The organism is Streptomyces sp. NPDC029138 (genome assembly GCF_055564375.1).
In genome coordinates, this window is the sequence record NZ_JBVHWM010000037.1 from 1 (window position 1) to 14646 (window position 14646).

General features: G+C 73.5%; 14 protein-coding genes. 4 read left to right on the plus strand and 10 right to left on the minus strand.

Going from position 1 to position 14646, the window contains the following annotated elements; genetic code table 11:
* Positions 1 to 98 precede the first annotated feature (98 nt).
* Positions 99 to 857 (minus strand): NPP1 family protein, encoded by a 759-nt coding sequence (locus ACZ4WH_RS25845; protein ID WP_468184534.1) that lies wholly within the window; start codon positions 855 to 857, stop codon positions 99 to 101.
* A 322-nt stretch (positions 858 to 1179) separates the two neighbouring features.
* Positions 1180 to 2322, minus strand: coding sequence for a PP2C family protein-serine/threonine phosphatase (locus ACZ4WH_RS25850; RefSeq protein WP_468184537.1), 1143 nt, complete (start codon positions 2320 to 2322; stop codon positions 1180 to 1182).
* A 284-nt stretch (positions 2323 to 2606) separates the two neighbouring features.
* On the opposite strand from ACZ4WH_RS25850, the gene ACZ4WH_RS25855 reads away from it, so the two are divergent.
* From ACZ4WH_RS25855 to ACZ4WH_RS25865, 3 genes are read left to right on the plus strand one after another with little or no spacing between them, the layout of a single operon-like run.
* Complete coding sequence (locus ACZ4WH_RS25855) at positions 2607 to 3293, plus strand: hypothetical protein (RefSeq protein WP_468184539.1); 687 nt, start codon at positions 2607 to 2609, stop codon at positions 3291 to 3293.
* On the plus strand, positions 3290 to 3568 hold the full coding sequence (locus ACZ4WH_RS25860) for a BON domain-containing protein (protein WP_468184541.1): 279 nt from the start codon (positions 3290 to 3292) through the stop codon (positions 3566 to 3568). The genes ACZ4WH_RS25855 and ACZ4WH_RS25860 overlap by 4 nt, the downstream gene beginning before the upstream one ends.
* A complete protein-coding gene (locus ACZ4WH_RS25865) occupies positions 3565 to 4296 on the plus strand; it encodes a metallophosphoesterase family protein (protein ID WP_468184543.1) in 732 nt (243 codons plus the stop codon). The genes ACZ4WH_RS25860 and ACZ4WH_RS25865 overlap by 4 nt, the downstream gene beginning before the upstream one ends.
* 562 nt (positions 4297 to 4858) lie before the next feature.
* Here the strand turns inward: ACZ4WH_RS25865 and ACZ4WH_RS25870 are convergent.
* Positions 4859 to 6106 carry an MFS transporter gene (locus ACZ4WH_RS25870; protein WP_468184546.1) on the minus strand — a complete coding sequence of 416 codons (1248 nt, stop codon included), beginning with the start codon at positions 6104 to 6106 and terminating at the stop codon, positions 4859 to 4861.
* Between the two features lie 372 nt (positions 6107 to 6478).
* Between ACZ4WH_RS25870 and ACZ4WH_RS25875 the strand changes: the two genes are divergently transcribed.
* Positions 6479 to 6814 carry a DUF6343 family protein gene (locus ACZ4WH_RS25875; protein ID WP_468184548.1) on the plus strand — a complete coding sequence of 112 codons (336 nt, stop codon included), beginning with the start codon at positions 6479 to 6481 and terminating at the stop codon, positions 6812 to 6814.
* A 221-nt stretch (positions 6815 to 7035) separates the two neighbouring features.
* Here the strand turns inward: ACZ4WH_RS25875 and ACZ4WH_RS25880 are convergent, their stop codons facing one another.
* From ACZ4WH_RS25880 to ACZ4WH_RS25910, 7 genes are all read right to left on the minus strand, one after another.
* On the minus strand, positions 7036 to 8025 hold the full coding sequence (locus ACZ4WH_RS25880; RefSeq protein ID WP_468184551.1) for an aldo/keto reductase: 990 nt from the start codon (positions 8023 to 8025) through the stop codon (positions 7036 to 7038).
* A gap of 181 nt (positions 8026 to 8206) precedes the next feature.
* A complete protein-coding gene (locus tag ACZ4WH_RS25885; protein WP_468184554.1) occupies positions 8207 to 9433 on the minus strand; it encodes a cytochrome P450 family protein in 1227 nt (408 codons plus the stop codon).
* Positions 9434 to 9539: 106 nt separating this feature from the next.
* Complete coding sequence (locus ACZ4WH_RS25890; RefSeq protein ID WP_468184556.1) at positions 9540 to 10751, minus strand: cytochrome P450; 1212 nt, start codon at positions 10749 to 10751, stop codon at positions 9540 to 9542.
* Complete coding sequence (locus ACZ4WH_RS25895) at positions 10748 to 11386, minus strand: GTP-binding protein (RefSeq protein ID WP_468184559.1); 639 nt, start codon at positions 11384 to 11386, stop codon at positions 10748 to 10750. The genes ACZ4WH_RS25890 and ACZ4WH_RS25895 overlap by 4 nt, the downstream gene beginning before the upstream one ends.
* Positions 11367 to 11714, minus strand: a complete 348-nt coding sequence (locus ACZ4WH_RS25900; protein WP_468184716.1) for a DUF742 domain-containing protein — start codon at positions 11712 to 11714, stop codon at positions 11367 to 11369. The genes ACZ4WH_RS25895 and ACZ4WH_RS25900 overlap by 20 nt, the downstream gene beginning before the upstream one ends.
* A gap of 56 nt (positions 11715 to 11770) precedes the next feature.
* A complete protein-coding gene (locus tag ACZ4WH_RS25905) occupies positions 11771 to 12178 on the minus strand; it encodes a roadblock/LC7 domain-containing protein (RefSeq protein ID WP_468184561.1) in 408 nt (135 codons plus the stop codon).
* Positions 12175 to 14268: a sensor histidine kinase gene (locus ACZ4WH_RS25910; RefSeq protein ID WP_468184563.1), complete on the minus strand. Its 2094-nt coding sequence runs from the start codon at positions 14266 to 14268 to the stop codon at positions 12175 to 12177. The genes ACZ4WH_RS25905 and ACZ4WH_RS25910 overlap by 4 nt, the downstream gene beginning before the upstream one ends.
* Positions 14269 to 14646 lie beyond the last annotated feature (378 nt).

Here is a 14646-nt window from a genome sequence, read left to right on the forward strand (position 1 = left end):
CCCCCCCCCCCCCCCCCCCCCCCCCCCCCCCCCCCCCCCCCCCCCCCCCCCCCCCCCCCCCCCCCCCCCCCCCCCCCCCCCCCCCCCCCCCGCCGGGGTCAGGCGTTGGGGTCGAAGGCGATGCCCGACGGCATGGAGTTCGCCAGCGCGTACTGGAAGTCACCGTCCTTGATCTTGATGGTGGCCGCCCCGAAGTCCGCGCTCAGCAGCTTCTCGCGGTAGCCGGCCGGATAACCGTTCCAGCCGACCAGACGGGGATAGAACCAGCCGCCGGTCACGTTCTCCGGCGGCTCGTCGTTGGTGTTCGCGAACCGGAAGCAGTGGGTGGAGACGCCGTCCTTGTGGTAGACGATCTTCGGGTGGGTGCCGTCGAAGCGCACCGAGGAGCGGGCCGCCACCTGGTAGCCGGAGTGCTGGGACACCGAGACGTACTCGACCGTGTTGTCCTTGATCCACACCACGACGTGCTCCCAGTCGTGGGTGTGTCCGATGGCGGCGGGCCCGAGGGTCGCCTGGTCCTTCTCGAAGTAGCTGGCGTACATCACCGCGCACCAGCCGTTGTTGCACTTCTCGCGCGAGTAGGTGTTGGCGTTCGCGAGCTGCGCGTAGTCGTGGCAGTGGCCGTTGACGTCACCGCCCAGCTTCAGGCCGGGGTTGATGGTGCCGTCGCTGCCGATGGCGGCGGTGGCGTAACAGCCGTCGCCGTCGTAGTCGTAGGCGGGGGAGAAGGTCTGTTCCAGGCCGTCGGCGTTCTGCGGCAGAAGTTGCAGGACGCTGGCGCCCGCGGTGCCGGGCGAGGTGAGGACGAGGGCGAGCGCGCCGAGGGCGGCGGCGAGCGCGGACTTCAACTGACGCACGGGGGCTCCCTGTTGTCGAGGCGCCGCAGATTCTCGCAACGCCTCGGCAGGAGGGGCCACCCTTCGAACTGAACTTTGTCGCAAGGCCAGTTGAACGTGGCTGCCGAAGCCACCCGAGTGGGTGCTGTCGTACCGCTATCCGCCGGAAGTCAGACGTTCGCCCCGGTTCCGGCCGTAAGACGCGGGTCGGCCGCCGCCTGGACCGTGTGCCGGCCGGTGCCCCCAGCCGTCTCGCGGCCGTCCTCGGGATCGTCCTCCGGATCGACCGCCGGCCGGCGTCCCCGCCGGGCCCTCATGCGTGGCGGGCGACCTCGGCGGGCGCTCACGCGTGGCGGGCGACCTCGCCGCGGCCGTGGTGGCGGCGGCGCTCGACGGGGGTGCGGTGCACCGCGATGAGCGCGGCGTCGTCGCCGAGCCGGCCGCCGACGTGGGCGAGCAGATCGCGCCGCAGATGGTGCATCAGCGCCTCGGGGCTGTCCTCGGTCCACCGCGCGACCCGTTCGGCGAGCGGATAGAACCGGCCGTGCTCGTCCCGGGCCTCCATGACCCCGTCCGTGTAGAGCAGCAGCGTGTCGCCCGGCTCGAAGGAGAACACGTCCAGGGTGTGCTCGGCGGCGGCGTGCACCCCGAGCGGCGGCGAGGGGTGCAGGCTCGGCACGGTCACGACGTGGCCGGGGCTCAGCAGCAGCGGAGGCGGATGGCCGCAACTGGTCATGCGGACCGGGTCGCGGTCCGGGATCTCCACGAGCAGCGCGGTGGCGAACCGCTCGCCCACCTCCTCCGGGGTCTCCAGGTCGGCCGCGTAGCGGGTGACGCTCTGGTCCAGCCGGGTCGCCAGTTCGCCCAGCGGGATGTGCCGGTGGGCACTCTCCCGGAACGAGCCGAGCAGCAGCGCCGCCTCGCCGATGGCGGGCAGCCCCTTGCCGCGGACATCGCCGATGAGGAGGCGCACCGAGCCGTCGCACACGGTCGCCGCGTAGAGATCGCCGCCGATCTGGGCCTCGTCCTCGGCGGCCAGGTACAGCGAGGCGATCCGCAGCGGACCGATCTGCTCGGGCAGCGGCCACATCAGGACGTGCTGCGCGGCCTCGGCGACCGTGCGGACCTGGGCCAGCTGGGCCTGCCGGCGCTCGCGCAGGGCGCTGTAGAGGATGGTGAGCACCACCAGGATGGTGAGAGTGATGATCTGCACGATGTGATTGGTGGTGCCGAGCCCGCCGCGGTGGACGCCGATGAGGAACTGGGCGGCCACCGCGAGCGCCCCGATGCCCGCCGTGGCCCGGGGTCCGGCGAAGGAGGGGGTGAGCGCGGGCGCGATCACCAGGGTCGGCCCGAGATGGATGTCCCAGGGCAGCCGCAGGTCCACCACCGTGATCACCACGATGAGCACGACCGGGAGCACCAGCAGCGCGTGGACCGACTGCCACGGCTGCCGGAGGCGCACGCGCGCGGCCCGGGTCGCCATGCCTACCAGCGTGCTCCCGGCCCGGTCGAGTGGCCACTCGCCGACGGGGGAGCGACGCGGGCGGAAGCGGCGCACGCCATACGGGAACCGGCACGGCGTTTCGGCCCGCCTCGCCGGCTGGACGTGGCTCCCGGCCGGCGAGATCACCGGCGGCGGTCCGGCGCACGTCGTGGAGGAGTGAACCCTTCCGGTGACACCGTGTCGCCGGCGGCGCGCCGGGTACCCGTACCGACCCCGGGGCCGATCCGGCCGCCCCGGGACGCAGGGTGCCGAACGGAGAGGTCATGACGCACAACGGGGAGGACACCGCGCCCCTCCGGCGACCGGAGGTCACCGAACTCCGCCTCGCCTCGGACGGGCCGGACCTGGAGTTCTCGTCCGCGCCGGATCCGGCGCAACTGCCGCACGATCGCAGCCAGGCGATCCTGGAGGCCGCCAAGGAGATCGGCGCGCTCCTCAAACGCGCGGGTCACACCTTCGCGCTCGCCGGGAGCGTGGCCGTCTACGCCCACGGCGGCAGCCGCTATCTCCAGCACGACGCGGACTTCGCCATCCTGCCCGAGGACGCCGAGGCGGTGGCCGCCACACTGCGGGAGGCCGGCCTCCCCGTGCGGACCCCGCCGGAGGACTGGCTGGTGAAGACCACCTGCCACGGGCAGAACGTCGACATCATCTTCGCGCTGGCCCACCAGCCCGTCACCCGGGCCATGCTCGACCGGGCCCACGTCCTGCCGGTCGACTCGGTGCTCATGCCGGTCCTGTCGCCGACCGACCTGATCCGCAGCCTGATCAGTGCCTTCTCCGAGCACTACTGCGACTTCGGGTCGGTCCTGCCGGTGGCCCGCGCCGTCCGCGAGAAGGTCGACTGGGACGAGGTCCGCACGACCTGCGGTGACCAGCCCATGCCGGCCGCCTTCCTCTTCCTCCTCGAACGGCTGAACGTGATCGACGCCCAGAAGGGGCAGCCATGACCGACACGAGCCCGCCGCCCCGGCCGGCGGCAGGGAACCTGGACTACCGCGTCGCCCACCTCGCCGAACACCTCGCCTCCGGAGACCTCGCGGAACTCGGCGTACGGCTCGAACTGCGCGGCGACGCCGTCCTGCTCACCGGCACCGTGCCGTCCACCCAGTGCCGGGACGACATCCTGCGCATGGCCCGCGAGGAACTGGCGGGGCACCCGGTCCACAGCGACCTGCTCATCGCCGGGACCTCCTCGCCCGACCACGGAGAGGACCTGACATGATCCGCGTCGCGGCCGTGGGCGACATCCACATGGGCCCCGAGAGCCAGGGCACCCTGCGGCGCTCCTTCGAGACACTGCCCGCGTGCGCCGACGTCCTGCTGCTCGCCGGCGACCTCACCCGGCACGGCACACCGGAGGAGGCCGCGATCGTCGCCCGGGAGATCAAGGACCTCGGGGTGCCCGTCGTCGCCGTACTCGGCAACCACGACCACCACGACGAGCGGCCCGAGGAGGTCACCGGAATCCTCAGGGACGCGGGCGCGCACGTCCTCGAGGGGCAGGCGGCCGTCGTGACCGCCGACGGCGCGCGGATCGGGGTCGCCGGGACCAAGGGGTTCGGCGGCGGCTTCGTCGGCCGCTGCGCGGGGGAGTTCGGCGAACCGTTGATGAAGGAGTTCGTCCGCTACACCCGGCGGACCGCCGACGGCCTGCACAGCGCCCTGAAGAACCTGAACGAGTGGGACTGCGACGTACGGATCGCGCTGACCCACTTCTCGCCGGTACCGGACACCCTGGCCGGGGAGCCGCTGGAGATCTACCCCTTCCTCGGCAGCTACCTCCTCGCGGAGGCCATCGACACCGGCGGCGCCGACCTCGCGGTGCACGGCCACGCCCACGCCGGCACGGAGCACGGCATGACCAGCGGGGGCGTCCGCGTACGCAACGTGGCCCAGCCGGTGATCGGCCAGGCGTTCCACGTGTACCACTTGCCGGGGCGACACGACTGACGGGGGGCGGCGCGGCCGACGCCGGGGCGGGTCGGTCGGATGGCGCTGGTGGCGGTGGCGGGGCTAGGCCAGGTGGCGCTGGCGATGGAGGTGGCGCTTGGCGCGGGGCGGAGGCGGGGACCGGTGCGGGTCACGCCGGGGCGCGTCGGTCGGATGGCGCCCTAAAGCGGACGCCGACTGGCGCGGCTGGCGTCGGGCGGGCTTGGTCAGCTGGCTCGGGTGACGCCGGGCGGAATGGGTCGGGTGGCGCTGGTGGCGTTGGCGAGGTGGGGCGCCGCCCGACGGGATGGGAGGACAGCCGGCGCATGTGCGCCGGGCAGTTGGCGTCCGCCGGTGCGAGTGACGCCGAGCCGGGTGGGTCGGGCGGCGTCTGGCGGGGGCGGCTCGCGCCCGGCGCGGGCTGGTGCCCGAGGGAGCCGTCGGCCCGCGCAAGTCCCTCCCCGTTGGCGGCGCGTCCGGCGCCCGGCGGAGCCGTCGGCCCGGCGCCAGCCCCCCGCCCCGTCGACGCGCCCGGCGCCCGGCGGAGCCGTCGGTCGTCGCCGCTGGTCCCGCCCGGGGTGTGTCAGGCCGCCGTGCTCAGGGTCTCGCGGTCGGTGATGTCGCCGTCCTTCGTGGGGAGGGTCAGCGGCACCGGTTCGGTGCGGCGGCGCAGCAGCAGGCCCGCGCCGATCGGCCCGGCGATGAGCAGACCGCCCGCCACCAGCGCGCCGCGTGCGCCGGCCCACTCCATGAGCAGGCCCAGCAGCGGCGGACCGCCGAGGCTCCACACCGTGCCGACGCTGCTCCACACGCCGAGCACCCGGCCCCGCAGATGCGGCGGCGGGTCGGTCTGGAGCACGGACGTGCCGGCGGTGTCGGAGACGGACTCCACGATCGCCATCGGCAGCACCAGCACCAGCAGCACGGCCAGCGACGGCGACAGTCCCGCCACCACCTGGAGCAGCGCACCCGCCGCCGCGAGCAGACCCACGGTCCGCACGGACGGCCTGCGCAGCCGGGCGCCGAGGACCGCGCCGAGGATGCCGCCGACGGCCAGCACCGTGGAGACCGTGCCGAACGCCTCGGCGCCGCCGGCCAGCGGTCCGGTGACGAGGACCGCGAGGGTGAGGCCGTAGTTGCGGCCGAAGACGGAGCTGAGCCCGGTGATGCCCGCGAGCGCGACCAGGCGGGGCCTGCGCGCGAAGAAGGACAGGCCCTCCCGTACGGTCATGCCCGCGCGCGCCGGAACCGCCCGCGGCCCGGCCGCCGGGTTCCCGGCGGCCCCGGGCACCGGCCGCAGGAACGGCACCACGGCGGCCACGAACAGGAACGACAGCCCGTTGGCGGCGTACGCGGCGGACGTGCCGAGGAAACCGACGGTCACCCCGGCGAGGGCGGTGCCGGCCAGCCGGCCCGCGCTGTGCACCAGCGCGCCCACCCCGATCGCGGACGGCACGTCCTCCACCGGCACCAGATCGTTGCCGAGCAGGGCGCAGGCCGGTCCGTCGACGGTGGCGATGACGCCGGTCACGGCGGCCAGCACCAGCAGGGCCGTCATGTCGATCCGGTCCAGCGCCACGAGCAGCGCCGTGGTGAAGGCGACCGCGCCGAGCAGGGCCTGACTGACGGTGACCGTGAGCTTCCGGGGCCAGCGGTCCACGGCGGCGCCGCCGAGCAGGCTCACGAACAGCGCGGGCGCCGCCTGGACGGACATGGACAGACCGGTCGCCGCCGCCGAACCCGTGATGTGCAGCACGAGCAGGTTCTGCACGGTGAGCTGCATCCAGGTGCCGGCGTTGGAGACGAAGTTCGCGGCCGACCACCAGCGCATGCCCCGGTGCCGGAGGGAACGCCACGGCGAACGCGAGGCCGGGGCGGTGGTGGGTGCTGACGGGGGCTGGGCAGGGTCAGAAGACACGACGGGGTACTCGACAACCGGGAAAATCGGGGAAGACCGGCGAGCCCGTCGGGTCGGCAGCGCTGCACGGCCGGGGCTGCCTGTCAGGGCGCCGACCATGGTGGCAGACGGGACGGCACGGTCGACGCCACCGCGTCCGCGGGCATCCGGCCGCATCCGTGAAACGGCCCCGGGCGTACGGCAGTTGGGGCGCGCGTGGGGTTCCTCACAAGGCCGGTTTCAGCCCTGTCCGTCCTGGTACGCGGAGGGCGGCGGACCGAGCGGCCCCGCCGAAGGAGGCACGTCATGCGCCAGCACCAGCACGGACGGACGACGGCACCGGTCCGCCGGTCGCGCTCCGGTGTGATCGGCCGCCGCGTCCCCCGCACCGGCACCGAACCGGCCACCGCGCGCAGCGCCCTGCGCCTGCGGCTGCTGCTCTCCGCCGTCTTCCTGCCCCTGTTCGCCGCGGCGACCGCCGGATTCGCGGTGTGGGCCGCGCACGAGGGCCCGGGCGACAGCCCGGGCACCGGCCCGCTGACCACCCTCGCGGCGGTGTGCGGGCTTCTCGCGCTGGCGGCGGCGCTGGACCTCGTGGTGGTGTCCGGGCGCACACGGCGGGAACGGGGCCGGGGACGGTGATCGCACGGGTGCACGATCCCGCGCCGCTCTCCCGGAGGACCACGCAGGCCGCGTCCACGTCCACCTGGACGCTCAGGTTCGGGACGACCGGCGCCGTCGCGAGCGGGGGACGGCCCCGGCGCCCCCTGGGGGCACCGGGGCCGTCCCCGATCCACGGCTACCGCGGCGTGGGCGGGAGCGACCACGAGGGACCCGCGGTCGCCGGGTCCCTGCCCGGCGCCCTAGCGATTGACGGCCCTCATCCCGGCCTCGTCGTAGCGCTCACCCGCCGCCCGCGGCAACTCGGCGTCGATGCGGGCCAGGTCGTCCTTGGTCAGCTCGATGCCCACCGCGGCGGCGTTCTGCTCCAGGTAGGTACGGCGCTTGGTGCCGGGGATCGGCACCAGGTCCTCGCCCTGGGCCAGCACCCAGGCGATGGCCAGCTGGGCCGGGGTCACGTCCTTCTCGGCGGCGATCTCCTTCACCTTCTCCGCCAGCCGCAGGTTCGCCTGGAGGTTGGCGTCCGCGAAACGCGGGTTCGTGCGCCGGAAGTCGTTCTCGTCCAGTTCGTCGGGCGAGGTGAAGCGGCCCGCGAGGAAACCCCGGCCGAGCGGCGAGTACGGCACGAAACCGATGCCCAGCTCCCGGCAGGTGGGCAGCACCTCGGCCTCCACGTCCCGCGACCACAGCGAGTACTCGCTCTGCACCGCGGTGACCGGGTGGACGGCGTGCGCCCGCCTGATGGTCTCCGCGCTCGCCTCGCTCAGCCCGATGTACCGCACCTTGCCCTCGGCGACCAGCTCGCCCAGCGCCCCGACCGTCTCCTCGATCGGCACGTTCGGGTCGACCCGGTGCTGGTAGTACAGGTCGATGTGGTCGGTGCCGAGCCGCTGGAGCGAGCCGTGCACCGAGCTGCGCACATGCTCGGCCGAGCCGTCCTGCCGGCCGACCGTGCTCATGTCGCCGGGGACGGCGTCGTCCATCCGGTAGTTGAACTTCGTCGCGATGACGTACTCGTCGCGGTGGCCCCTGATCGCCTCGCCGACGAGCGACTCGTTGGTGAGCGGCCCGTAGACCTGCGCCGTGTCGAGGAAGTCGATGCCGAGTTCGAGGGCACGGCGGATGGTCGCGATGCCCTCCTCCTGGTCGGCGGAGCCGTAGAAGGCGGACATTCCCATGCATCCGAGCCCGATGGCCGATACCTGGAGGTCCCGCAGCCTGCGCTTCTGCATGTGGGGTCACAGCCTTTCGTGCACTCGTCGGTCGTTCTCCGGTGCGAGGGCCTTCTTCCATCTAGCGACGGAATCCGGCACCCGGCATCCCGTGGGGAGACCGGGTGCGGGGCACACGCACCGGTGTTCTGCGACGCTACGAGCTGGAGCGCTCTCGAAGTCAAGGGGCGCCAGGCCGGGCCTACGGATTCAACCGGACCGGGAGTTCGAACAGGTCGTTCTGGGTGACCACCGGCTTGTTGCGCAGCTCGGTCGCCGGAACCGCCAGGTCCAGGCCGGGGAAACGGGCGTAGAGCGCGGGCAGGGCGACGCCCGCCTCCAGGCGGGACAGGGCGGCGCCGGGGCAGACGTGCGGGCCGTGGCCGAAGGAGATGTGCCGGTTCTTCGTGTCGCGGGTGATGTCGAACTCTCCGGCGGTCGGGCCGTGGGCGTTCTCGTCCCGGCCGATCGCGCCGTACGACACGATCAGCGCGTCCCCGGCCGGGATCACCTTGTTGCCGACCGGCACGTCCTCCGTCGCGAAGCGGATCAGGACGTGGGAGGTGGGCGTGGAGTAGCGGAGCGTCTCCTCGATGACCGCGGACCAGTCGGCCCGGCCCGACAGCACAAGGGCGCGCTGCTCGGGGTGGGTGGACAGGTTGACGACGGCGTTGACGATCAGCGAGATCGTCGTCTCGTGACCGGCTGCCACCATCAGCTGGAGGGTGGAGACGATCTCCTCGTCCGTGAGGTGGTCACCGTCCTCCGAGGCGAGGATCAGCGCGCTGGTCAGGTCGTCGCCCGGCGCGGCCCGCTTCGCCGCCACCGTCTCCGTCATGATCTGCGCCAGCTCCGTGAGGGTGGCGACGACCTCCTCCGGCGGGGTCTGCGTGGAGAAGAACTTCTCGAACAGCACCTTCAGCCGGGGCAGCCGCGCCTCCTCGATCCCCATGAGGTCGGCGATGACGTACATGGGCAGCGGATAGGCGAAGGCCGCCTTCAGGTCGACGGTCCCGCCGTCCGCGGGCAGCGCGTCCAGCAGGTCCTGGGCGAGCTTCTCGATCCGCTCCCGCATCCGCTCCACCCGGCGCGGGGTGAGCGCCTGGGCGACCAGGGTGCGCAGCCGGCGGTGGTCGGCGCCGTCCACCGTGAGCATGGAGCGGCCCGGGTTGGCCAAGCCGATCAGCGGCCAGTCCGCGGGTATCTCACCGCGCCGCCACGCGCCCCAGACGTCGATGTCCTTCACCAGCCGCGGATCGGTGAGCAGCGCCTTGGCCTCGGCGTGGTGGGTGACGGCCCACACCGGGACACCGCCCGGCAGTTCGACGGCGGCGAGCGGGCCGGCCGCGCGCAGCGCCGCGCTCTCGGCGTCCAGGTCGGTGACGAAGGGGTCGAGGGCGATGCGGGGTGCTTCGGTACCGGTCGTCATCGTGACGTGCCTCCCAGGGCAGGGGTCGGGTACGGCGGGTACGGCGCCGGTCCGGGGACGGCCCCGGGCCTGCGGCGGAACAACGGGTCGGCCGAGGCGACGCGGGTCAGCGGGCGGGTACCGGAGTGAACCGGACGGGCAGCCGCGTCAGTCCCCTGAGCCAGGGCGACGGCCGACGGGTCAGGGACTCGGCGGGCACCGCCAGATCGATGTCCGGGAGCCGGTCCAGGACCACCTCGATGCCGGTGCGCGCGATCACCTCGGCGATCTCCTGCGCCGGGAACGGGCAGCGGTGCTCGCCGTGACCGAAGGAGAAGTGCGCGTTGTTGCCGCCGGTCAGCGCGGAGGCGTCGGTCCGCACCTGCGGATCGGAGTTGGCCCCTTGCAGACCGAGCAGCAGCAGATCGCCGGCCTTGACGCGCCGGCCGCCGAGGTGCGTGTCGCGGGCGGCCCAGCGGCCCGCCACGTTCTGCGTCGGCGTGTCCTCCCACAGCACCTCGTTCATCGCCTCGGCGACGCTGTTGCGCCCGCCGAACAGGGAGGCGGCGAACCGGTCGTCGGTCAGCATCAGCCGCAGCGAGTTGCCGATCCAGTCGGCGGTCGGCTGGTGCCCGGCCGCCATCATCACCATCAGGTCCTGCGCGATCTCCTCGTCGCTGAACCCGCTCTCGTCGGCGAGCATCCGGGAGACCACGTCGGCCGCCGGCTCCTTCTTCCGGTCGGCCAGCAACTGCCCCATGGACGTGGCGAGATGGGCCTGCCCGGCCAGTGCCCGCTCCCGCCCGTCGATCATGTCGTTCAGGGCGGTGACCAGCCCCGGACCGTCCTCGTCCGGGAAGCCGTACAGCCGGGCCAGGACCCGCACCGGCAGCAGCATCGCGTACTGCGCGACCAGATCGGCCTCGCCCGCCGCGCACAGCGCGTCGATCAGCTCGTCCGCGAACCGCTCGGCGTGCGCGCGCAGTTCGAACGGGTCCACCGCCTCCAGCGCGTTGCTGATCATCGCCGCGCGCTGCCGGTGCCGTTCGCCGACCGTGTAGAGGATCGACGGCTGCTTGTGCCCGATCATCGGCAGCAGCGGCCAGTCCGCGGGGATGTTCTCCCACTGGTTCCACAGGTCCGAGTCCCGGCTGAACAGCACCGGGTCACCGGTCACCTGGTGCAGTTCCCGGTAGCCGAGCACCAGCCAGGCCGGGATGCCGCCGTCGAGCAGCACCGGCACGACGGCGCCGTGGTCGCGCCGCATCTCCCGGTACAGGCGGGCGGGTTCGGTCTGGAACCGGGGCCCGCTCAGCGGGACGGCGTCGGGCGTGGTCACACGAACTCCTGTCGGGGCAGGACCGCCCGCGCGGACGGGTCGGCGTACCGGTTCTTCACGTGCTGCACCAGTGTGATGAGGACCTGCTTGCCCGACTCCCGGGAGCGGGCGTCGCAGTCGACCAGCGGCACCTGCGGGTCCAGGTCGAGGGCCTCGCGGACGGCCGCGCCGGCGCGCACCGGGCCGCCGAAGTCGTTGCAGGCCACGATGAACGGCGTGCCGTGGTGCTCCAGCCGGTCGATGGCGTACCACGAGTCGTCGATCCGCCGGGTGTCCACCAGGACGACCGCGCCGAGCGTGCCGGAGAACAGCCGGTCCCACAGGAACCAGAACCGCTCCTGGCCCGGCGCGCCGAACAGGTACAGCACCTTGCGGGCGTCCAGGGTGATCCGGCCGAAGTCGAAGGCGACCGTGGTGGCGGACTTGCCGCGCACCTGGCGGATGTCGTCCACCGTCGCACCGGCCTGCGTCATCGTCTCCTCGGTGTTGAGGGGGCGGATCTCGCTGACCGAGCGGACCAGCGTGGTCTTGCCGACGCCGAAGCCGCCCACGACCACGATCTTGAAACCTTGGTCGGCGGAGGCACCCAACGGGGTGCGCGCGGGGGTGCGCGCGTCAGAGGTTGCGGAGTCCAACGAGCACCTGCTCCAGGATGTCGGGATCGGTAATGGCCGGTCTGCGCGGATGCCGGGCGCTGACGCGGCCCGCCGCGAGCAGGTCGCACAGCAGCACCTTGGTGATGCCCACGGGCAGCCGCAGTTCGGCGGCGATCTCCACCACCGAGGCGGGGAACCGGGTCAGCTCCAGGATCGCCACGTGCTCCGACTGCATGCCGGCCGCCGGCTCCGACTCGGCGACCACGAGGGTGACCAGGTCGAACGGGTTGTCGGGGCCGGTGCGGGTGCGTCCCTGGGTGATGGTGTACAGCCGGTCGGGAGCGTCGTCCCGGCCCGGACGGTTCATGCCCTGACGGTTCATGTCCGGCCGGTCCGTGTTCGACCGGTTCATGTCCGGTCGGCTCATGACGTGCGGGGCGGAGCGGTGAGGTGCTCGCCGAGCTGCTCCACCAGTTCGCTCATGTTGTGTCCGACGACACCGGCGTCCGCGTCCTCCGCGGCGATCACGGCAAGGTGGGCGCCGGCGCCCGCCTCCACGATGAACAGCACACCGCCGTAGAACTCCGTCATCGCCGAGCGCACACCGCCGCTGCCGTCGCCGAACTCCACGGACGCGCCGTGCGACAGCGACTGGATGCCGGCGGCGATCGCGGCCAGCTGGTCGGCCTGGTCGACGCTCAGCTCCGGCGTGCGGCACAGCTTCAGCCCGTCCCGGGACAGCACGAGCGCGTGCCGCGCACCCGGGGTCCTCTCCAGCAGGCCCTCCAGGAGCCAGGTGAGCTTGTCGTCGGCGGTGGTCGGGCCGGTCATGAAGTGGTGTCGCCTTCCGGGTACGCGTGCGGGTGAGAGGGGGCGGGGGAGCTGTGCTCGCCGGCGCCGTACGAGGTGTCGCCGGCCGGCACGCCCTCCGAGGGCGGGGTGACGGCCGGCTCGTCCGGCGCGAGGCTGTGCGGGACGTTGACCGTACGACCGTTCTGTACGGCCTCCCGCGCGGGCACGACGGCCGACTCGTCCGGCGCTGTGGCGGGCGAGGGGGTGGTGGGGTCGGCCGGCGCGGGGCCGGGGCGGCGGGTGCCGGGGGCGGACGGGCGTACCGCCTGACGGAAGCTGCTGAAGCGGGCGGCGCGGGTCCTGCCCGCGTCGGAGGCCGGTGCGGTGCGGGGGGCGTGGGTGGCCGGTGCCGTGGAGTGCTCGGTGCTGGCCGGTGACGTTCGGTGCTCGGCGCCATCCGGTGCGATGCGGTGCTCGGCGGTGTCCGACGGGGTGCCGTGCTGGGCGTCGCTCGACGCGGTGCGGTGTTCGGCGGAGGCGGGCGTGGTGCGGGGCACGTCGGTGCTCGACGCGGTGCCGTGCTCCGTGCCACCCGGCGTGCTGCCGTATTCAGCGGAGGTGGGCGTGGTGCGGTGCCCCGAGTCACCCGGCGCTGTGCCGTGCTCGGCGTGGCTCGACGCGGTGCGGTGCTCCGTGTCACCCGGCGTGTTGCCGTCTTCGGCGGAGGTGGGCGTGGTGCGAGGTGCGTCGGTGCTCGACGTGGTGCCGTGTTCCGAAGTGCTCCGCGTCGTACGGTGCTTGGCCGTGCCCGGTGCCGTCCGGGCGCGTTCCGCTTGGGCGAGGGTGCGGCCCCGGCGGCGTCTGGGCAGGCCGGCCGGGCCCTCCTCCGGCGGCGCGGCGGGCTCGTGGACGACGGCGGTGTCCACGGCGGCCGGCGCCTGCGCGGACGGGCCGCTCTCCGGGCGCGGGTCCGCGGCGGCCGGCTCGGCCGGGGCGGGGCTGGTCAGGATCTCCTGCGGGATGAGCAGCAGCACGCCCGTGCCGCCGCGCGCCGACGGCCGGAACGACACCTTGAGCCCGTGCTTGCGGGCCAGCCGGCCGACCACGGCGAGCCCCAGCCGGGTGCCGGTCAGACCGCCCAACTCGGAGACGTCACCGGAGACGGCCCGCTCGGCGCGGCGCAGTTGCACCTCGCCCATCACCAGCCCGCTGTCCTCCACGGACACGATGACCCCGGCCGGCACCTCCTCCACGTAGACGTGGACCTCGGCGGTCGGCGGCGAGAAGTTCGCCGCGTTGTCGAGGAGTTCGGCCAGCGCGTGCATCACGCCCTCGGCGGCGTGCCCGGCGACGGCGGCCTCGCTGACCGAGTGCACCCGCACCCGCCGGTACCCGGCGATCCGGCCCATCGCGCCGCGCAGGATCGACTCCATCCCGATCGGCCGCGCCCACCGGCGGCCCGAACGCGCCCCGGTGAGCACGGCGACGGAGTCCGCGAGCCGGCCGGCCTGGGCGGTGCGGTGGTCGAGATGGAGGAGGTCGGCCAGCACGTCCTCGTCGGTGTGCCGGTCCTCCATCGCCCGCAGGTCGGCGAGGGTCGCCGTGGCGAGGGCCTGCATCCGGGCGGCGGCGTTGGAGGTCGCGGCGACCGCGGCGGCCCGCTCCCGCCGGGCCTGCTCCAACTCACCGGAGAGTCGGGCGTTCTCCTTCTCCAGCCGGTCCAGCTCCCGCGCGCCCTTCTCCTCCAGACGCGTGCGTTCGGCCGCGAACGACTCCGTGAACTCGGTGCGCTGCTGCGCGAGTTCGTCGATGAGCCGCTGCTGCTCCTGACGTGCCTCCTCGGTCGTACGGGCCTGCTGCTGGAGCAGCCGTCCGACGTCCTGGGTGACGCTCTCCAGCCGGCGCCGGGTGCCGCGCGCGGTCCGCAGGGCGTGCGCGGCGGTGGCCACCGCCGTGCTGAGCGCGACCGCCGCCGCGCCCGCGCCCCAGGCGAGCGGGGTGCGCACGGAGTCCGGTGCCGCCGCCACGGCCGCGCAGACCACGAGTGCCGACAGCACACCGGTCAGGGCGAGGGCGGAGACGAACGTACGGAGGGAAGGTCGGTCGCCGGGATACGTGGGCGCGGTCATCGGTCCGGTCTGGTCCTCGCGGCAGAGACGGCAGGCTGGGGCGGGGCTGGCAGGAACATCGGGTGGTGAGACGTGACACCGGTGGTGAACTGGCGGTCACTATACGAGAGTTCGTGATCGAAACAGAAAGGTTCTGTGTCCGTTGCGGACCGAGCCTCGGTAAAGCTTGTACCGGAGGACGGTTCCGCGGGGGTGTCGGTTGCCCCCCGGCCCCTGATTTCCGCGCCGTACGCCTGTGGGTCTTCCCACACCGGCGTGCCCTCGCGACGGATCTTGACGCCCGCCTCCCGGCTCGCTGGACTGCACGGAGGGGAGGGTCGGACCGGAGCGATCCGTACATCTATACGATGGCGCCTGAAACGGTCGGATGACGGACAA